Origin of the sequence: Mesorhizobium carmichaelinearum (genome assembly GCF_900199455.1) — a bacterium.
GTDB classification, from domain to species: Bacteria; Pseudomonadota; Alphaproteobacteria; order Rhizobiales; family Rhizobiaceae; genus Mesorhizobium; species Mesorhizobium carmichaelinearum.
The window spans coordinates 248,635-268,456 of record NZ_FZQR01000008.1 but is presented as its reverse complement, the minus strand read 5'-3'; the positions used below and the strand labels follow the sequence as shown (position 1 = coordinate 268,456).

At 63.4% G+C, this 19,822-nt stretch carries 15 protein-coding genes; 6 read left to right on the top strand and 9 right to left on the bottom strand.

What is annotated here, in order from left to right; genetic code table 11:
- Positions 1–19: 19 nt before the first annotated feature.
- The 3 genes from rnd to CKW40_RS20365 all read right to left on the bottom strand — a co-directional run bounded on the left by rnd (position 20) and on the right by CKW40_RS20365 (position 3,506).
- Positions 20–1,171: a ribonuclease D gene (gene rnd, locus CKW40_RS20375; protein WP_095201633.1), complete on the bottom strand. Its 1,152-nt coding sequence runs from the start codon at positions 1,169–1,171 to the stop codon at positions 20–22.
- 78 nt (positions 1,172–1,249) lie between these two features.
- Positions 1,250–2,491 (bottom strand): MFS transporter, encoded by a 1,242-nt coding sequence (locus CKW40_RS20370; RefSeq protein WP_095201632.1) that lies wholly within the window; start codon positions 2,489–2,491, stop codon positions 1,250–1,252.
- A gap of 109 nt (positions 2,492–2,600) precedes the next feature.
- Entirely contained in the window at positions 2,601–3,506 is a 906-nt protein-coding gene (locus CKW40_RS20365; protein WP_095201631.1) for a DMT family transporter, read from the bottom strand.
- A 93-nt stretch (positions 3,507–3,599) separates the two neighbouring features.
- On the opposite strand from CKW40_RS20365, the gene CKW40_RS20360 reads away from it, so the two are divergent.
- Positions 3,600–4,466 carry a LysR family transcriptional regulator gene (locus CKW40_RS20360; protein WP_095201630.1) on the top strand — a complete coding sequence of 289 codons (867 nt, stop codon included), beginning with the start codon at positions 3,600–3,602 and terminating at the stop codon, positions 4,464–4,466.
- A 33-nt stretch (positions 4,467–4,499) separates the two neighbouring features.
- On the opposite strand, the gene CKW40_RS20355 is transcribed toward CKW40_RS20360, so the two are convergent.
- The 4 genes from CKW40_RS20355 to CKW40_RS20340 all read right to left on the bottom strand — a co-directional run bounded on the left by CKW40_RS20355 (position 4,500) and on the right by CKW40_RS20340 (position 9,106).
- The gene (locus CKW40_RS20355; protein ID WP_244571233.1) at positions 4,500–5,507 is read right to left on the bottom strand and encodes a LacI family DNA-binding transcriptional regulator; all 1,008 of its coding nucleotides are present in this window, start codon (positions 5,505–5,507) and stop codon (positions 4,500–4,502) included.
- Positions 5,508–5,658: 151 nt separating this feature from the next.
- Complete coding sequence (locus tag CKW40_RS20350) at positions 5,659–6,672, bottom strand: zinc-dependent alcohol dehydrogenase family protein (RefSeq protein ID WP_095201628.1); 1,014 nt, start codon at positions 6,670–6,672, stop codon at positions 5,659–5,661.
- 31 nt (positions 6,673–6,703) lie between these two features.
- Positions 6,704–7,474, bottom strand: coding sequence for an L-iditol 2-dehydrogenase (locus CKW40_RS20345; RefSeq protein ID WP_095201718.1), 771 nt, complete (start codon positions 7,472–7,474; stop codon positions 6,704–6,706).
- Positions 7,475–7,786: 312 nt separating this feature from the next.
- Positions 7,787–9,106 carry an ABC transporter substrate-binding protein gene (locus tag CKW40_RS20340; RefSeq protein WP_179298037.1) on the bottom strand — a complete coding sequence of 440 codons (1,320 nt, stop codon included), beginning with the start codon at positions 9,104–9,106 and terminating at the stop codon, positions 7,787–7,789.
- 302 nt (positions 9,107–9,408) lie between these two features.
- Here CKW40_RS20340 and CKW40_RS20335 point away from each other — a divergent pair, with 302 nt between their 5' ends.
- Together CKW40_RS20335 and CKW40_RS20330 are read left to right on the top strand one after the other, a co-directional pair.
- On the top strand, positions 9,409–10,389 hold the full coding sequence (locus CKW40_RS20335; protein ID WP_095201627.1) for a tagatose kinase: 981 nt from the start codon (positions 9,409–9,411) through the stop codon (positions 10,387–10,389).
- A complete protein-coding gene (locus CKW40_RS20330) occupies positions 10,389–11,669 on the top strand; it encodes a D-tagatose-bisphosphate aldolase, class II, non-catalytic subunit (protein ID WP_095201626.1) in 1,281 nt (426 codons plus the stop codon). The genes CKW40_RS20335 and CKW40_RS20330 overlap by 1 nt, the downstream gene beginning before the upstream one ends.
- A gap of 44 nt (positions 11,670–11,713) precedes the next feature.
- Here CKW40_RS20330 and CKW40_RS20325 read toward each other — a convergent pair whose 3' ends face one another.
- A complete protein-coding gene (locus CKW40_RS20325; RefSeq protein WP_095201625.1) occupies positions 11,714–12,922 on the bottom strand; it encodes an MFS transporter in 1,209 nt (402 codons plus the stop codon).
- A gap of 111 nt (positions 12,923–13,033) precedes the next feature.
- On the opposite strand from CKW40_RS20325, the gene CKW40_RS20320 reads away from it, so the two are divergent.
- On the top strand, positions 13,034–13,792 hold the full coding sequence (locus tag CKW40_RS20320; RefSeq protein ID WP_095201624.1) for a DeoR/GlpR family DNA-binding transcription regulator: 759 nt from the start codon (positions 13,034–13,036) through the stop codon (positions 13,790–13,792).
- 139 nt (positions 13,793–13,931) lie between these two features.
- Positions 13,932–15,722, top strand: coding sequence for an aspartate--tRNA ligase (gene aspS / locus CKW40_RS20315; protein ID WP_179298047.1), 1,791 nt, complete (start codon positions 13,932–13,934; stop codon positions 15,720–15,722).
- A 116-nt stretch (positions 15,723–15,838) separates the two neighbouring features.
- Here aspS and CKW40_RS20310 read toward each other — a convergent pair whose 3' ends face one another.
- Positions 15,839–17,029, bottom strand: a complete 1,191-nt coding sequence (locus CKW40_RS20310; RefSeq protein ID WP_095201622.1) for an aq_1923 C-terminal domain — start codon at positions 17,027–17,029, stop codon at positions 15,839–15,841.
- A 338-nt stretch (positions 17,030–17,367) separates the two neighbouring features.
- Between CKW40_RS20310 and parC the strand changes: the two genes are divergently transcribed.
- Entirely contained in the window at positions 17,368–19,620 is a 2,253-nt protein-coding gene (gene parC, locus CKW40_RS20305) for a DNA topoisomerase IV subunit A (RefSeq protein WP_095201621.1), read from the top strand.
- Positions 19,621–19,822 lie beyond the last annotated feature (202 nt).

The following is a 19,822-nucleotide window of genomic DNA, read 5'->3' as shown; positions in this document are numbered from 1 at the left end:
CAAGGGGAGGGGGAAGAAGCTACAAATCGAACACCGCTATCTTTCGCTTGTCGAACTTTATCCCGATCTCGCCGCGCACCAGCTTCAGTGCCGCCTCGCCGAAGACGGCGCGCCGCCATCCTTGCAGCGCCGGCACATCGGCATCCTCGCCCTCGGCCGCGATGCGGTCGATGTCGTCGCTGGAAGCCAGCACTTTCGAGGCTACGCCTTGCTTTTCGGCGACGATCCGCAGCAGCACTTTCAACAGTTCCGCTGCGGCGCTCGAGCCCTCGGGCGGCTGGAAATTCTTCGGCAGTTTTGGCATCTGCTCCTTGGGCAGGGCCAGCGCCGTGTTGACCGCTCCAAGCAGGGCCGTCGCCGTCGAGGAGCGCTCCCAGCCTTTTGGCGTGGTGCGCAGCTTGCCAAGGGCGGCCGCGTCGCGCGGTGCCTGCTGCGCCACCTCGTAGATCGCATCGTCCTTGAGCACGCGGCCGCGCGGCACGTCGCGCTCGCGCGCCTCGCGCTCGCGCCATGCCGCCACGGCCTGCACGATCGCCAGTTCCTGCGGCTTGCGCAGCCGCATCTTCAGCCGCTTCCAGGCATCCTCGGGGTGTGGATCATAAGTCTCGCGCGAGGTCAGGACGTCCATTTCCTCATTCAGCCAATGGGCACGGTTTTCCCGCGCCAGCTCGGCGCTCAAATGCTGATAGACCTCGATCAGATGGGTAACGTCGGCCAGCGCGTAGTCGAGCTGCTTGTCGGACAGCGGCCGGTGGCGCCAGTCGGTGAAGCGTGAAGACTTGTCGAGCCGCGCCCCGGTGATGCGCTGCACGAGCTGGTCGTAGGAAACGCTGTCGCCGAAGCCGCAAACCATTGCCGCGACCTGTGTGTCGAACACCGGGTGCGGAACCAGATCGCCGAGATGGACGATGATTTCGATGTCCTGCCGGGCGGCATGGAAGACTTTCACCACCGCCTCGTTGGCCATCAGCCGGAAGAACGGGGCGAGGTTGATGTCGGGCGACAGCGGGTCGATCAGCGCGGTGACGCCAGGCGCCGCCATCTGGATCAGGCACAGGACTGGCCAGAAGGTCGTTTCGCGGATGAACTCGGTGTCGACGGTGACGAAATCCGATTTTTCGAAAGCGGCGAGAACGGTCTCGAGTTCTTTCTGGGTGGTGATGACGTGCATCAAATCGCTTTTGGCAGGAGTAAGGTCTTTCTAGATTTCAGCCGGGAAGGCTTTCGTCAAGCTTTGGCGCCTCCATCATCAGCTTCCCGGGTCATCGGAATCACCATTCCGCCTGGCCAGCCGCGCGAAAATGGTCGAAGTGCGCAACAGCGCGGTGAAGCGGCTGCGCTTGCCCACGGGCACGCCGGACCGCGCCTGCATGCGGTAGAGGATGACGGCGATGAAGATCGCGTAGACGGTGGCACTGAACACGAACAGCGCGCTCGGCCCGAAATGCTGCATCGCGGTGGAGGCGGCGAACGGGCCGCCGATGGCGCCGAAGGAGTAGAACAGCATTAGCGCCGCATTGATCAGCACGAACTCGCCCGTGTCGGCGCGGTCGTTGGAGTGCGCCGCCGACAGCGAATAGAGCGGCATGGCGAAACAGCCGAAGATGAAGATGATGATGAAGTTGAGCAGCGGATTGCTGCCGGCGATGAACACCAACGCCAAAGCGGAGAGCATCGCGCAGCAGGTCGTCAGCAACAGCACCCGGCGCCGGTCCCAGCGATCGGAGAGGTAGCCGAGCGGATATTGGATGATGGCGCCGCCAAAGATGCCGACGCTGACGAAGGTGACGACATCGGCGACCGACATGCCGATCTGTTCGGCATAGACCGGCGACAGGGTGCGGAACGCACTGTTGGTGACGCCGACGGCAATGCAGCCGAAGCAGCCGAGCGGGGAAATGCGCCAGACGCGTGCCAGGTCGAGCTTGACCTCCTCCGGCGGTGTCGGGTTGGAGCGGTCGCCGAGCGAAACCGGCACCAGCGACAGCGTGATCATGATCGACATGATGGCGAAGATGGTGAAGCCGCCGGCGCCGAAGACAGGGATCAGGAACTGGGCTGATGTCACCGAGCCGGTATCGACCATCCGGTAGATCGCCAGCACGCGGGCGCGATCCTTGTTGGTGACACCGGAATTCAGCCAGCTTTCGACGATGGTGAACAGCCCGGCGAAACAGAAGCCGCCGGCAAAGCGCACCGCGCACCACATCACCGGATCGAGCACCAGAACCAAAAGCAGAGTGCCGACCGAGGCGATCGCGGCAAGTGCCGAAAACGCCCTGATATGGCCGACCGCCTTCATGATGCGGGTGATGGCTAGGCAGCCGAGCAGGAAGCCGGCGAAATAGAAGGTGCCCATCAGGCCGATGTCGGAAGCGGGAAACCCTTCCTGCGCACCGCGCAGCGCGATCAGCGTGCCCTGCAGGCCGTTGCCGCCGAGCAGGATGCCTGCGGCGAGAAGGAGCGGGATCAGCGGGCGGATGGACGACATGAACAAGCAATCACGGATCGGTGATCCCTTCTTGAACCATCGCTTTTGTCAATGCCAGCGCAATTCCCCGTGCCAACAGGGATGATCGGTATATCCGCCTGAATTTGGTTCAGGAGGGCCGGCGCCGGGCCTCCCGATGTCTTGAGCCGAACCCTGCTCCCGATGCGATGGCTATTCCGGCGAGGACCGCGACGAGCCCGACAATCAGCTTCGCGCTCACCTGTTCGCCCAGGAAGACGACACCGAAGATCGATGCCGTGACCGGATTGACCGCAACGGAGACGGCAACCAGTGTCGGCGCCGCGCGTCCAAGCGCAAATCCCCACAGGAAGAAAATCAAGGCGCCGCAGATTATGGCCAGATAACCGGCCGCGATCCACTGAGGGGTGCCAAGCGTGGCAAGCCGCGCGAACCCTCCGCTCGACGCCACCAGGGCCGACAGGCAGACCGCACCCACGCCCATGCCAAACGCCACGAACGGGATCGGCGCTGTGCGAGACAGAAAGGGTCGCGACCAGACATTGTAGAGCGCCATGCAGCATGCGGCGGCGACCATGAGCAGGTCTCCACGCCATGCACCCGGGGGAGCGGTCGCCAGGCTGGTGCCGAGTGCGATGGCCACCCCGGCCATGGCGATCAGGACGCCGACGATCTTGCGCATGGTCGGCGTCTCGATCCTCAGAACCGCCCCGGCAAGCATGGTGAGCAGGGGCAGTGTCGACAGTGCCAGGGCTCCGCGTGCCGCCGTCGTGTAGACAAGGGCTCCATTGAAGAGCACAGGAAACAGGCCGAAGAACAAGACACCCAATGCGCCGGCGCCGGGCCAGTCACTCTTCGGCGGCCATCTGTCCTGCCGCATCAGCGCCACGGCGACCAGGACCAGAAACCCGCCGCCGAACCGGACCGCACCGATGGTGAGCGGATCGAGTGTGCCGGCGAGAAATCGTGTTGCGCCGACCGCCGTGCCGCCAAGAGCACTGGAGAGAATTGCCGCGAGCACGCCCAGAATTTCCATGGTTCCCGACCTCTGCCAGTTCGGTGTCAGCGATATCGGGCAGGCGGATCGAAAGGAATCGAATAAGCTCAATGAGTTTGATAATGTTCCGCTATGAACACCCCAAGCCTTGATCCCGACCTGCTGCGCGCCTTCGTCGTTGTTGCCGACCGTCTCTCGTTCACGCGCGCCGCCGAGCAGCTCAATCGAACGCAGGCCGCCGTCAACCTGCAGGTCAAGCGTCTCGAAGAACGCCTCGATACCGCCCTGTTTCACCGCTCCACCGCCCGCGTTGAACTCACGGCTGCCGGGGAGGGCTTTCTGACCGATGCACGCCGCATCCTTGCCCTCAATGAGCAGGCGATTGCACGTGTTTCCAATCAGCGGGTGGCTGGACACGTTCGCATCGGGGTCATGGAAGACTATGGCACTAAGATCCTGCCGCGCCTCCTCGCCGACATTGCCGAGCGATTTCCCCTGGTGCAGGTCGACATGGAGATCGGTCTCACGGCTCTGCTTCTCAAACGGCTCGGTTCATCGTTCGACGCAGTCATCGCCATGCATCCGGAAGGCACGGTCGAGGGTGATCTGATATGCCGCGAAAGGGCGATTTGGGCGGCTGCTGCGACCCGTGCCGTCGAGGAGACCGATCCGCTGCCCGTTGCCTTGTCCTATCCCGATTGCCTGTTTCGCGCCTGGGCCGTCGAGGCACTCAACACAGCAGGCCGGCCATGGCGATTGGCCTATGTCAGCCCGAGCCTCGCCGCCACGGAGGCAATCGTCGAGCAGGGCCTGGCAATCACCGTGGTCAAAGGCAGCATGCTTGCACCCGGCTTGCGGGGCGTCCATCCGGGTCGACATGTGCCGCATCTGCCCGGGGCCGAGATACGCCTTCATCGGGCCGCAAAATCTTCCGCCGGCACTGCATTGGTGGTCGACCACCTCGCACAGCGCCTGCGGCTGTCAGCGTTGGGTTCATAGGGATTCGCCAGCCTTCAAGGTCGCCGAGAGCGGTCAGGCCGAGCTCCGCAGCATGAGTTCGGCATTGAGCAGGATGCGCCCGTTGCCTGCCTTCGCCGAGGATTCTTCATCCAGCCTCTCCAGCAGAAGTTCGATGGCCAGGCGGCCGATCTCATTGTAGTTTTGCGCAACGGTGGTGATCGGCGGGCAGGCGTAGCGCGACAGCGGATGGTCGTCGTGTCCCGCCACCCGCAAATCGCAGTCGGATCCGTGGCCCACCTTCAGGCCCAGATGATAGGCGGCCGCGATGACGCCGAAGGCAACACGGTCATTGGCGCAAAGCACTGTCTTGGTGGCAAAGCCCTCCGCCTTCAGGATGCGAAGCGCTTCGTCGTAGCCGAACTTCTCGAAATCCCATGACCGCGCATCAGTGACGGGCACGATTTCAGGTATCATCTTGAACTGGTGCATGGCCTCGACATAGGCGTCCTGTCTGGCCGAGGCGTTGTTGTTGACCAACGGCATGGCGAAGTAGCAGGGCGGCTCGCCGGACCGGCAGAGATAGTCGACGATCAGCCTGAAACTCTGCCTGTTGTCGGTGCCAACGAACGAGGAGGTCTCGTCAAGCGGCGAGTCGACATAGATCAGCGGGATGCTTGATCCGAGTTCCGCGAGTATCCGGTGATGGGATTGCACGCCGAGCGGCGCGATGATGGCACCGGCAATGTTCATCGACCTGAATGTCTGGATCGCCTGGTCCTCCATCTCGGCGTGCCCGTCGGAGGACAGCACAAATGCCAGGAATCCGGCTTCGTTGGCGATCGTTTCGATGCGGCGCGTCAGCGCCATGTAGAACGGATCCGTCGAATTCGGAATGATGACGCCGAGAATGTTGCTGCGGCGGCGGTTGAGATTGACGGCGAACATGCTCGGCCGGAAGCCGGACTTCTTTTGCGCAGCCTCGATCACGTTTCGAGTGTTTTTCCGCACCGAGCCGGGATCGTTGAAATATTTGGAAACGGTGGTGCGAGACAGGCCGACAAAGGCTGAGAAGTCCTCCATCGTCCTTATCGTCTTTGCCATCCGTGGGCTCCTTGTTCGAAATGCCGTCGTCACTGTCTACTTGAGTCACCTTTTTGCGGAAAGGAGGAGGGATGTGCTTTCCAAATGGGGAATCTGCCTGTGGCCCCTGGCGCGGCTGCACTCTTTGAGATCACGACTCCGCTGAAAACTGTACTTTCATCGTTGCTGGGTCGCCGCTGCTTTTGCTGAAAAACGGCAGCAGTTCGGAAAGCGGCAGCTGGTGGCTGACAAGCCGCGCCATCGTGCCGTCGTCGCGTTTGAGGATATCGAGCGCCTGCGGGATGTTGCGGTTGAGCGAGTGCGACCCCGCCAGCCTGATCTGCCGGCGGAAGATCTCGAAGGGCGCGACCGAGATCCTGGCGTCGGGCGCGCAGACGCCGAAGACCAGTGCCGTGCCGCCATCGGCGGTGAAGCCGATCATGCCCTCGACCACCTTGGCGACACCGGTGGCGTCGGCGACGAAATCGAAGCCGCGCGCCCGCGTCGACAGTGCCTGCGATCCGGATACCAACGGTTCCAGTCCGAGAGCCTCGGCGAAGGCAAGCCGCTGTTCGCTGATGTCAGCGACCGCCACGCTTCCCACCCCCTTGGCCTTGAGTGACAGCGCCATGAGCAGGCCGATCGGACCGGCGCCGAAGACCAGCGCATTGCCGGGTACGTTTTTGCCGGCCTCGACGCCTGCGGCACCCAGGCCGTTGAGGACACAGGCGAGCGGTTCGGCAAGTGCTGCCGTATCGAAGGCGAGATCGCCGATGTTGTGCAGATGAGCGACAGCCACGAGGCTGAACTCGGCGAAGCCGCCATTTTCGGTCACGCCATAGGCTTTCAGCGAGGCGCACAGATTGGTCAGGCCTTTCCGGCAAGCGGCACAATGCCCGCACGGTATGTTGGGATCGATTGCGACCCGGTCGCCGGGCTTGACCGTCACGACATCGTCGGCGACCGCCTCGACAGTGCCGGCATATTCATGACCGGGGACCAGCGGAAACGCGCCCACGCCGTAGCGGCCATGCAGCACCTCGATGTCGGTGTGGCAAAGCCCGGCCGCGCGGACGCGCACCAAGGCGTGGCCGGCTTTGATGCGGGGCATTTCGAGGTCCGCCATGCCGGCGACGCCGGCCGCGGCAAATCGTATGGCCTTCATGTCAGTCTCCCTTGACTTTGCGCAACGAGCTTCAGCTCATCCAGTTGCCGCCGTCGACATTATAGGTTTGCGCCAGGATGTAGTCGCTGTCGGAGGAGGCGAGGAACACGGCCAGCCCCGCAATATCCTCAGGGTTCGCGAACCGGCCGATCGGGACGGACTTTGCCACCGCCGCCTTCTTCTCGCCCGGCTTCAGGCCTTCCCAGCGGGCAAAATGGGCGTCGACGACATCCCAGTGCTCGCCGTCGACGACGCCGGGCGCGATGGCATTGACGTTGATGCCGTGCTTGACGAGCGCCAGTGCCGCAGACTGCGTCGCCGAGATGATCGCTGCCTTGGAGGCGCAGTATAGCAGCACCAGCGCCTCGCCGCGGCGGCCGGCCTGGCTGGCCATATTGATGATCTTGCCGCCACGGCCGCGCTTGATCATCAGATTGGCCACCGCCTTCATCATGAACAGCGGCCCCTTGAGATTGATGTCGAAGACCTTGTCGTAGCTTGCTTCGGTGATATCGGTGATCGGCGCCATGTCGAAGATGGCCGCATTGTTGACGAGGATGTCGATGCCACCGGACGCTTGGTCGACCTCTGCCGCCACCCTCTCGATCGCATCGAGGTCGGTGACATCGAGCTTGACGGCGCTGGCCGCCGGACCGATCGCGGCGGCGGCCCGCGTGGCGCGCTCGATGTCGATATCGGCGATCACAACCTTGGCGCCTTCGCGCGCATAGGCTTGCGCGAAGCCGAGGCCAATGCCGCGCGCGCCACCGGTGATCAGGGCCGTCTTGCTCTTCAGTTTCATGTCCAGTTCCAGCCTTCCTGACTGTTCGAAAACGGTGTCGTTGCGGCCAGCCGGCGTCCGGCGCATGGCTGGGCTTTTTCGCAATTCCGGGCGCAAGCCGTCAGGCTCTTTTGCCCTGATTGCCGCGAGGAACGCACGGACCTGCAGATTGCTCACGCAATTCCTATGGGAAAACCGCCAGGCGCTTTTCCTGGAATTGCTTCAGCGGATCCGTGCATCCTCCCGGCCCGCTGCAACGGGAGGTATGACAGGCCGGGATCGCCAAGGGGCGGCGCACGTTCCGCCCCCTGGTTGTTTGGGTTTCGAGTCTGCTTATTTGATGTAGCCGGCTTCCGTCATTGTCTTCTCCACGGCGGTCTGGGCGCCGTTGAGCGCGTCGTCGACTGACTGCTGGCCGGTCACCGCTGCGGCGATCGCCTGACCGACATCGGTCCCGATGCCCTGGAATTCAGGGATGGCGACGAACTGGATGCCGGTATAGGGAACCGGATCCTTGGTCTGCTTGGTCGGATCGGCGGATTCGATCGCGGCAAGCACCGTCGTGGCGAAGGGCGCGGCCTTCTGGTAGTCCGGGCTGGCATAGGTGGACTTGCGGGTTCCCGGAGGTGCCGCGACCCAGCCTTCGGTCTCGCCGACGCGCTGGACATAGGCTTTCGAAGTTGCCCACTTGACGAAGGATTTTGCTGCATCCGCCTTCTTCGTCGAGGCCGGGATGGCGAGGCTCCATGCCCAGCCCCAGGCCGAACCGTTTGGCGTGACCGCCACCGGCGCCTTGGCGAAGGCAACCTTGTCGGCGACCTTGCTTTGCTTCGGATCATAGACGCGACCCGCCGCCGACGTGGCGTCGATCCACATGGCGCAATGGCCGGAGGCGAACAACGTCTGGTTCTCGTTGAAACCGTTGGAGCTTATTCCCGGAGGACCATCCTTTTTCATCGTATCGACATACCAGCCGATCGCCTTCTTCCACGCGTCGGAATTGATCTGCGGCTTCCAGTCCATGTCGAACCAGCGGCCGCCGAACGTGTTCACCAGCGTGCCGACAAAGGCCATGTTCTCGCCCCAGCCCGGCTTGCCGCGCAGGCACAGGCCGTATTGTTCCTTCGACTTGTCTGTGAGCTTGTCGGCGAATTCCGTGATCTGGTCATAGGTGGGCTGCTCCGGCATCTTCAGGCCGGCGGCGTCGAACAGATCCTTGCGGTAGAGCGTGAAGGAGCTTTCGGCGTAGAAGGGGACGGCATAGAGCTTGCCGTCGACGGTCAGGCCGCTGCGCACCGGAGCGATCAGGTCGTCATAGTCGTAATCGTCGCCGAGATCGTTGAGCGATGTCAGCCAGCCGCTCTTGCCCCAGATCGGGGTCTCATAGCCACCGATGGTCAGTACGTCGAACTGACCGCCCTTGGTGGCAATGTCGGTGGTGACCCGCTCGCGCAGGACGTTTTCCTCCAGCACTACCCAGTTGACCTTGTTGCCGGTCGCCTTCTCCCATTCCGGTGACAGCTTCTGCATGATGATCATGTCGCCATTGTTGACCGTCGCAACCGTGATCTCCTCGGACAGGGCGGCGCTGGCCGCCAGTGCCGAAGCGGCGGCCGACAGGCCAAGAATTCCGATACGCTTACCTCTCAGCATTTCGTCTCCTCCTTTACGAATGCGCATGTGTAAGTGAACATGCGTATACATTTTATTGCGCTACAGGAAAGCCAAGTCAAGCGTATCGTCGCCTGATTCTGGCGTCATGCCTTCGCCCTACGCTTGATGGTTCGCCATCCGGGACGACGAAGAAAGCCGCATGCGCAGTAAAATAAGTGGACGTACGTGCAGTTTCTGTTGACTTCAACCTTGCCGCAATTTACGTCGGCTGCGGACAGGCGCTATCGTGCAGTCGGCTCGCCGTGACCGGCGCGCGGCTGGGGGAGAAGGAATTGCAGGGAATGAACCGCCGAAGGGAGATCGCCTCCGAATCCACGGGGCCGACGATAGTCGCCGGCGAAATCCTGGTCGAGATCATGGCGACGGAGCGGGGTCTGGGCTTCCTCGAGCCGCTGACGCTGATGGGCCCCTATCCGAGCGGGGCACCGGCCATCTTCATCGATCAGGTCGCAAGGCTCGGCGGCGGCGCCGGCCTCATCGGCTGCGTCGGCCGCGACGATTTTGGAACCATCAACCTGGAAAGGCTCCGGCGCGACGGCGTCGACGTCTCGGCCGTGGTCGTCAGCGACCGCTACCCGACGGGAAGCGCGTTCGTGCGCTACAGGCCGGACGGCGGCCGGGACTTCGTCTACAACATCGCCGAATCCGCCGCCGGGCAGATCCGGCTTACCGCCGAGGCGCGCCAACTGGCGGACAAGGCAGGCCATCTGCATGTCATGGGGTCGACCCTGTCCGTATCCGGGCTGAAGGAGATCGTCGCCTATACCGCGAAGGCCGTGCGTGCCCGCGGCGGCTCGACCTCCTTCGATCCGAATGTGCGCAAGGAACTGATCGACGGCGCCGACGGCGCGCAATTCTCCGCGCTGGTCGACGATGCGGATCTGCTGCTGCCTTCCGGCGACGAGCTGCTTGCCGCCGCCGGCGTCGATGACGAACGCCAGGCGGTGACGGCGCTGATCGCCCGGGGCGTCGGCGAGATTGTGCTGAAACGCGGCGCTGCCGGTTCTACCCGTTTCGGCGCCGATGGCAGCAGGATCGACTGTGCCGGCTTCCTGGTGGAAGAAGTCGACCCCACCGGGGCCGGCGACTGTTTCGGCGCGACCTACCTGACCTGCCGGCGCAAGGGGATGGAGCCTGCCAAGGCGCTGTTTTATGCCAATGCCGCCGGCGCCCGCAACGTCACGCGGCGTGGGCCCATGGAGGGCCTTGCCGGCTTCGACGTGCTTGACGATTTCATTGCCGGGACCCAGAGGGCGACATGATGGCCAATCCGCTCGCAGCTCTCGCCACCGCGCACAGAAACGGATCGCCCTACGGCATCACCTCGATCTGCTCGGCCCATCCGCTGGTGATCCAGACGGCGATCAGGCGTGCCGTCGCCGACAAGGAAGCCTCGCTGCTGATCGAGGCAACCTGCAACCAGGTCAACCAGTTCGGTGGCTACACCGGGATGACCCCGGACCTGTTCGTCGCCTTCGTGCTGGAGATCGCCAACAGGGAAGGTCTCAACCCCCAGCGCATCATCTTTGGCGGCGACCATCTCGGACCGAACCCGTGGCGCACGGAGCTGGCCGCACAAGCGATGAACAAGGCCGAGGCCATGGTCACCGCTTATGTCTGGGCCGGTTTCAGCAAGATCCATCTCGACGCGTCGATGGGCTGCGCCGGCGAGCCGGCAGCCCTGGATGACGAGACCATCGCGACCCGGGCGGCGCGACTGGCCAAGGCGGCAGAAAAGGCGGCGCGCGCGGCCGGTGGCGCATTGCCAGTCTACATTATCGGCACCGAGGTTCCCGCCCCGGGCGGCGTCGATCACGCGATCAGCGAGCTCAAGCCCACCGAGGCGGCGGCGGCGCGCCGCACCATCGAGGTTCATCGCGAGATCTTTGCCCGCGAGGGTCTGGCGGAAGCGTTTGGTCGCGTAATTGCCGTTGTCGTGCAGCCCGGCGTCGAGTTCGGCAGCCAGAACGTCGTCGCCTACAGGCCCGAGGCATCGAAGCCGCTGACCGGTTTGCTCGACGAGGAACCGTCGCTCGTCTACGAGGCGCATTCCACGGACTACCAGAGCCGCGCGGCGCTGACCGCGCTTGTCGGTAACGGCTTTCCGATCCTTAAAGTGGGTCCAGGCCTGACATTCGCCTTGCGCGAGGCGCTTTACGGGCTCGACCTGATCGCCAGCGAAATGATCGCGGACTATGGCGACAGGTCGCTTGCCCGCACGATGGAACGCGTGATGCTGGCAGCGCCCGGCCATTGGCACAGCCACTATCATGGCAATGAAACCAACCTCCATCTGCAGCGGCATTACAGCTACAGCGACCGCATTCGCTACTACTGGAACAACCCCGCCGCCGCCGTTGCCGTCGGCCGCCTGCAAGAGGCGCTCAACGGCGTCAGCATTCCCGAAACGCTGATGCGGCAGTTCCTGCCGATGGTACCGGCCGCGCTCGGGCCGGCGGGAGATCCAAACGCCATTCTTCACGACGCGATCGGCCAGGTGCTGGCCGATTACGACGCGGCTTGCCGCGGGCGCACCGCCTGAGCCCTTTTGCCCCTTTCTCCCGTCATTTGACGAGCGAGGCGCATTCACCCTTCTGCTACCCGCGCCAGTATCTTGTCTGCCGGCGCGGCGGGTTTATCGGCGGCCGGCCGCCGGCCAAGCGATCCTGCGGTCAGCAGGCTGAGGATGATGAACGGTATGCCGATGCCAAAGGCCGAGCGGATGCCCCAATGGTCGGAGACGAAGCCAAGCAGCGGCGGGCCGAGCAGGAAGGCGACGAAGGAGATCTGCGACAGCGCCGCGACATTGATCGCCGCCGGCCGGTCCGTCCGCTGGGCGGCGGCCGAGATCGCCAGCGGGAAGAGGGCGCTGGTGCCGATCCCCAGAAGAGCAAAGCCCAGCATGGAGAAGAACGGCGCGGGCGAGAAAAAGACAATCAGCACGCCGGCCGCCATCATCACCAGCAGCACTCGCGCCACGCCGCTCGGCGAATGGCGGTCGACGAAACTGTCGGCGAAGAAGCGCGTGGTTGCCTGAGAGAAGGCGAACAGCGCCACGGTGAAGCCGGCGACGAAAGGACCTGAGTCGAACACCGTGCGCATATAGATCGCCGACCAGTCGATGCTGGCGCCTTCCATCAGCATCGCCGAGAGCGTCACCGCGACGAGGACGAGGATCGGCAATGTCGGCCGCGCCAGCACGGGTGCCTTCTCGCCGGTGCCCGCAAAACGGCTTGGTGCCGGCTGGTAGCCGCCGAGGAACAGCGCCATCGAGATCGCGACGATCGGCACGATCAGCGCCAGATGCAGTTGCGGCGATATGCCGAGATGCGCCAGCGCCGCGCCGAACAGGCCGGCCCCGAAAAAGCCGATGCTCCAGAACGAATGCGCGCGGTTCATGATGCGGCGCTTGAGCAGGAATTCGGTCCGGTCGGCCTCGACATTGAGCATGATCTCGACACTGCCGATCATCAGGCCGACCGGGAAGAGCATCAGGAAAAGCGCCAGCGGACCCGGCGCATGCACCGCGATGGCATAGGCAAGCGCCACCAGCGGGACCAGGGCAAGCAGCGCGCGGCGGAAGCCGACGCGCTCGAGCAGCGGCGTCGCCAGCGTCAGCGCCGTCAAGGTGCCGATCGGCGTTCCGATCAGGGCGAGGCCGAGCGTGCCGTCCTCGATGCCCATGGCCTGCTTGATATCGGGCAGCCGCGGAAAAATGTTGCCCATCGCGAAGGAATAGATCGCGAACCCGGCATAGACGCGGTGTTGTGGGGCAAGGTTGAGGCCAAAGCGCATCACGGTGCTTTCAAAGGAGGAGAGGCGAGCTTGTCCAGCAGCCCGATTGGTCACTCCTTGCACAAACGTGCAGAACATGCAAGAACGTGCAAATAGAAATAGGAACAGGCAATGCTGACCGATCAACGGCACCAGCTTATCCGCGACCGCCTCGCGGCGGAGGGGAGAGTGCTCGCCGGCGAACTGGCGAGCCGCTTCGGCGTTTCGGAAGACACGGTGCGCCGCGACCTCAGGGAACTGGCGAAAGCCGGGCACTGCCGCCGGGTCTATGGCGGCGCGGTTGCGGCGGCGCCCTTTGCCGCGGCCCCCATCGGTCTGCGCGGCGGCCATGCGGTCGAGGAGAAGGCGCGGCTGGCAGGCACGGCCGTGGCGTTGCTCTCCAGGGGGCAGACCCTGTTCATCGACGGCGGCAGCACCAACGTTGCCATCGCCAAGGCCATTCCGCGCGACCTTGAACTGACCATTGCCACCAATTCGCTCGGTGTTGCCTCGGCGCTGTCCGACCATCCCCTGGTCGAGCTGACGATGCTCGGCGGCAGGTTCGTCCGCGACCTCGGAACCTGCGTCGGCGCCGACACGCTGGCCGCCATTGCGCAGCTTGGCGCCGATCTGTTTTTCCTCGGCTCCTGCGGACTGGATGCCTCACGTGGTGTGACGGCATTCGATTCGGCCGAGGCCGAAGTGAAGCGGGCTATGGCCAAGAACAGCGCCGGCATCGTCATCGCCGTCACCAACGACAAGCTCGCCACCGCAGCACCCTATCGCGTCGCCGGGGCCGATGCGATCCGCCATCTGGTGGTCGAAAAGACCGCGCCGGCCGCGATCCTCGCCGATTTCGAACGCCAGGGCGCTGAAATCCACTTCGCTTGAACACTTGGCGGCATGCCGGGCATCGGGATCGCCCGCTTGCCTTGACAAATCCGGCCTCACATGCGCTTTTCGCGCAAATTTTGGGCCGGGCTTTGATGCTTCGGCCGCAACCCAGCACCCCGGACTTTTGACAATGACAATGCACCGTTACCGCAGCCATACCTGTGCCCAGTTGAGAAAGAGCGACGTCGGCTCTTCCGTTCGCCTGTCGGGCTGGGTGCACCGCGTGCGCGACCATGGCGGCCTGCTCTTCATCGATCTGCGCGACCATTACGGCCTGACCCAGATCGTCGCCGATCCCGATTCGCCTGCCTTCAAGGTCGCCGAGACCGTGCGCGGCGAATGGGTCATCCGCGTCGACGGCGAGGTCAAGGCGCGCTTGCCCGAGACCACGAACGCCAACTTGCCGACCGGCGAGATCGAGATTTTCGCCCGCGAGATCGAGGTGCTGTCGGCGGCCAAGGAACTGCCGCTGCCGGTGTTCGGCGAGCCGGATTATCCCGAGGATATCAGGCTGAAGTACCGCTTCCTCGACCTGCGCCGCGACACGCTGCACAAAAACATTGTGGCGCGCACCAAGATCATCGCCGAGATGCGCAGGCGCATGACCGATGTCGGCTTCACCGAATTCTCGACGCCGATCCTGACGGCTTCGTCGCCGGAAGGCGCACGCGACTTCCTGGTCCCGTCGCGCATCCATCCCGGCACTTTCTACGCGCTGCCGCAGGCGCCGCAGCAGTACAAGCAGCTGATCATGGTTTCGGGCTTCGACCGCTATTTCCAGATCGCGCCCTGCTTCCGCGACGAGGATCCGCGCGCCGACCGTCTGCCCGGCGAATTCTACCAGCTCGACCTCGAAATGAGCTTCGTCGAGCAGGACGACGTGCTCAACACGATGGAGCCTGTCATCCGCGGGGTCTTCGAGACCTTCGCCAACGGCAAGCCGGTGACGCAGAAATTCCAGCGCATTCCGTATGATGTCGCCATGCGCAAATACGGCTCCGACAAGCCGGACCTGCGCAACCCGATCGAGATGCAGGCCGTCTCCGACCATTTTCGCGATTCCGGCTTCAAGGTCTTCGCCAACATCCTGGCCAACGACCCGAAGGCCGAAGTATGGGGCATTCCGGCCAAGACCGGCGGCAGCCGTGCCTTCTGCGACCGCATGAATTCCTGGGCGCAAGGCGAGGGCCAGCCGGGGTTGGGCTATATCTTCTGGCGCAAGGAAGGCGAAAAACTCGAAGGCGCCGGCCCGCTCGCCAAGAACATCGGCGAAGAGCGCACCGAAGCGATCCGCCAGCAACTCGGCCTTGCCGATGGCGACGCCGCCTTCTTCGTCGCTGGCGATCCGAAGAAATTCGTTTCCTTCGCCGGTGCCGCGCGCACGCGTGCCGGCGAGGAGCTGAACCTCGTCGACCGCGAACGCTTCGAATTGTGCTGGATCGTCGACTTCCCGTTCTTCGAATGGAACGAGGAGGAGAAGAAGATCGACTTCGCCCACAACCCGTTCTCGATGCCGCAGGGTGGCATCGATGCGCTGAACGGCGAGGACCTGCTCGGCATCAAGGCCTTCCAGTACGACATGGTCTGCAATGGTTTCGAGATCGCCTCAGGCGGCATCCGCAACCATCTACCCGAAACCATGGTCAAGGCGTTCGAGACGGTCGGCCTGGACCGCGCGACGGTGGAAGAGCGTTTCGGCGGCCTCTATCGCGCCTTCCAGTATGGCGCGCCGCCGCATGGCGGCATGGCGGCCGGCGTCGACCGCGTCGTCATGCTCTTGGTTGGCGCCAAGAACCTGCGCGAGATCACCATGTTCCCGATGAACCAGCAGGCCTATGACTTGCTGATGAACGCGCCGTCGGAAGCGAGCCCGCAGCAGCTTCGCGAACTGGCGCTGCGCGTTGCACCGACCAAGAAGGACGGCTGATCGCGAGTTTCGGCGGTACTTTAAAAAACCGGCAGAACCGATTCTTTCGACTCGATAATCCCACAAGAAAGCCCGGCATCGCTGCCGGGCTTTTTCTTGGTCTTGAGGCCGTTCGATCAGTCCTCGTTCGCCTTGACGCTGACGCCAAGCGTCTTCGGCAGGTCGAGCGGGTTGGACATGGCGCCCGCCATGATCAGCGCGAACGGCACCGATGCCGGCGGCTCGGCCGAGACTTCGAGGCTCTTCGGATCGTCGAGATATTTGCTGACCGCGGCCGTCACTTGTGCCGTCAGTTCCGGGTTGTTGAGCTGCGCCATGCCGAACGGCACGATCGCCTTGGCCTGGTTGGCGATGTCCTTGGCCGACATGCCTTGCTGCTTGCCGACATATTCCAGCACCTTGCCGGTCAGCGAATCGTCGTCGAAGCGGATCGAGGCGCTGTTGAACGAAAGCTGCTGCAACAGGCCGAGCATGGCCATGCCTTGCGCCGAATTGTCGGCGCCTTCCGGCTGCGCGACCATCTTCTTCTGCATTTCCTGCAGCGACTTGATGAAGTCCATCGTGTAGCCGCCGAGGTCGAAGGTCATGCCGAGCGTGCCGGCATTCTCGACGGAGATGTCGTATTTCGACAGCTCCATCTTGCCGTCCGAAGGCTGCCAGTTGCCGGCCATCTCAAAATTGCCGGAGATGTTCTGGTAGCCGAGCGCGTCGATGACTTCCTTGGACTTGGGATCGTCGACCAGCGACAGATCGGCAGTGAACTTTTCCGTGTTGCCGGTGAATTCCATCGCCTTGCCGTCCGCGGGCGGCGTGATCTGGATGGCAAGCCCATCCATCGAGAAGGCGGTCTTGTCGGCGACCTTGACCGTCATGTTGGAGAGTTCAGCCGACTTGTACATCATCAGTGAGCCCAGCGGGCCGGTGGCGCCATCGGCCGGAACGGTCATGTCGTGGATGACGAAGGGGCTGAGGTTGAGGGTGACGCCGTCCTTGCTGTGTTCGAAGGCCGAGGTCGAGACGGTGCCGATGTCGAAGCCGCCATTGGCCGCGGTCACGTTCTCAAGCTTGACGTCGCCGATGGTGAGGGCTTCCTTTTCCGCCGCCGGCTTGATGGCAACGCCCTGCAGCACCATGCTGGTGTTGTCGCCGGTGACGCCGGTCCAGGAGATGTCGACGCCCTGGGCGGCCAGCGCCGCCTTAAGCCGGTCGGCGACCGCGGCGTCCTGGGCAAGGGCCGCGTTCAGCGGCAGTGTGAACAAGAAGGTCGAAAGAGCGAATTTCCGGAGAGTTGAGCGTTTGATTGTCATCGCAAGGTCCCTGAGAGTGTCCTGAAATTGTTTTTCAATTCTTCGCGCCATCACCATTCCGTGACGAACTGGACGGGAAAAAGGCGTGTCCCGGCACAATGGTCAAAAATCGCGGCGAAAGGCAAACCCCATCCGAATGCTATTGGAGAATGCAGTGAATTTGGCATGAAGGTCGGGCCGTAGAGCGTTACCGTGGTTCGCAATAGATGTGGCATGTAACAGACTGATGTTGGCCGGCAAGCTCGACCTTGCTGTTTCCTGTTGCAGAACAGCGCACAAGTCGTCCGGTCCGGTGCGCGCCTCTTGCCGCGAATCACCCGCTCGGCTAGTCCCAGCCCATGGGAAAAAGGCTTTTGCCGCCTCAAGATGGCGGTGGCGATCACATTGAACCGGTCGATCTGAAGAAGGCGCTGGAAGAGCGCTATCTTGCCTATGCGCTGTCGACCATCATGCACCGGGCGCTGCCCGACGTTCGCGACGGGCTGAAGCCGGTCCACCGCCGCATCATGCACGCCATGCGCCTGCTGCGCCTCAACCCTGATCAGGGTTTTGCCAAATGCGCCCGCATCGTCGGCGAGGTGATGGGCAAGTTCCATCCGCATGGCGACCAGTCGATCTATGACGCGCTGGTGCGGTTGGCGCAGGATTTTTCGATGCGCTATCCCCTAGTCGACGGGCAGGGCAATTTCGGCAACATCGACGGCGATAACGCCGCCGCCATGCGCTACACCGAAGCGCGCATGACCGACGTGGCGACCGAACTGCTTGCCGGCATCACTGAGGATGCCGTCGACTATCGGCCGACCTATAACGAAGAGGACGAGGAGCCGGTTGTGCTTCCCGGCGCCTTCCCGAATCTCCTGGCCAACGGCTCGTCCGGCATCGCGGTCGGCATGGCGACATCGATCCCGCCGCACAACGCAGCCGAGCTTTGCGACGCCGCACTGCACCTGATCGAACACCGGGATGCGCCGGTGGCCAAGCTGATGGATTTCGTCCAGGGCCCGGATTTCCCGACCGGCGGCATCATCGTCGACAGCCGCGCCTCCATCCTCGAAGCCTATGAGACCGGGCGCGGTGGTTTCCGCGTGCGCTCGAAGTGGAGCCAGGAAGACCAGGGCAGGGGAACCTGGAGCATCGTCGTCACCGAAATCCCCTATGGCGTGCAGAAGGCGCGGCTGATCGAGAAGATCGCCGAGCTGTTGATGGCGCGCAAGCTGCCGCTGCTCGAGGACATCAGGGACGAAAGCGCCGAGGACATCCGCGTCGTGCTGGTGCCGAAAAGCCGTTCCGTCGATCCGGGCATCCTGATGGAATCGCTGTTCAAGCTCACCGAGCTCGAAAGCCGGTTTCCGCTCAACATGAACGTGCTGTCACGCGGCAAGGTGCCCAATGTCCTGTCGCTGAAGGGCGTGCTGCAGGAATGGCTCGATCATCGCCGCGACGTGCTGATCCGCCGCTCGAAACATCGCCTGGGCGAGATCGAAAGACGGCTGGAGATCCTGGCCGGCTACCTGATCGCCTATCTCAACATCGACGAAGTGATCAAGATCATCCGCGAGGAGGATGAGCCCAAGCAGGTGATGATGGCCCGCTGGTCGCTCACCGACAACCAGGCTGAAGCCATCCTCAACATGCGCCTGCGCGCCTTGCGCAAGCTGGAAGAATTCGAGATCCGCAAGGAATTCGACGGCCTCACCACCGAGAAGAAGCAGATCGAGGCGCTGCTGGCGTCCGATGCCAAGCAATGGGCGACGATCAAGTGGGAAGTCACCAGCATTCGCGACAAATTCGGCCCGGAGACAGAACTCGGCAAGCGCCGCACCCAGTTCGCCGATGCGCCCGAGCACGATTTGACCGACATCGCCCACGCCATGATCGAGCGCGAGCCGGTCACCGTAGTGGTTTCGGAAAAGGGCTGGCTGCGGGCGATGAAAGGCCATCTGGCCGATCTCTCGACGCTGACCTTCAAGGAAGGCGACAGCTTGAAGCTCGCCTTCCATGCGCAGACCACGGACAAGGTGCTGGTCTTCACCACCGGTGGCAAGTTCTACACAATCGGCGCCGACCGGCTGCCCGGCGGGCGCGGCCATGGCGAGCCGATCCGCATCATTGTCGACATGGACAATGACCAGGACATCGTCACCGCTTTCGTCCACGATCCAAAGCGCAAGCTGCTGCTGGCCTCATATGACGCCAACGGCTTCATCGTGCCGGAGGAGGAAGTGGTCGCCAACACCCGCAAGGGCAAGCAGGTGATGAACGTCAAGGCGCCGGACGAAGCCAAGCGCTGCGTACCGGTGACCGGCGATCACCTCGCCATCGTCGGCGAGAACCGCAAGATGCTGGTGTTCGCGCTTTCGGAAATTCCCGAGATGGGCCGCGGCAAGGGCGTGCGGCTGCAGAAATACAAGGATGGCGGCCTGCTCGATCTCAAGCCGTTCACCTTGGAGACAGGCCTGTCCTGGCAGGATTCGGCCGACCGCACGTTCACCCGGTCGCGCGAGGATCTGGCCGAATGGATCGGCGCCCGGGCCTCGGCGGGGCGCATGGTGCCGAAGGGTTTCCCGAGGACGGGCAAGTTTGGTTGACCGCTGCGATCTCCCCCCTCGTGGGGGAGATCGCCGGCAGGCCAGAGGGGGGCGCTGTCCCGCCGGCCTATCAAATAAGTCATGGCCCCCCAACACCTGTCTCGGTTCTTGGTCGCAGAAGACCAACGTTGGCGCTCTACGGCGCCCCCCTCTGTCCTGCCGGACATCTCCCCCACAAGGGGGGAGATTGGCAGCATCACCC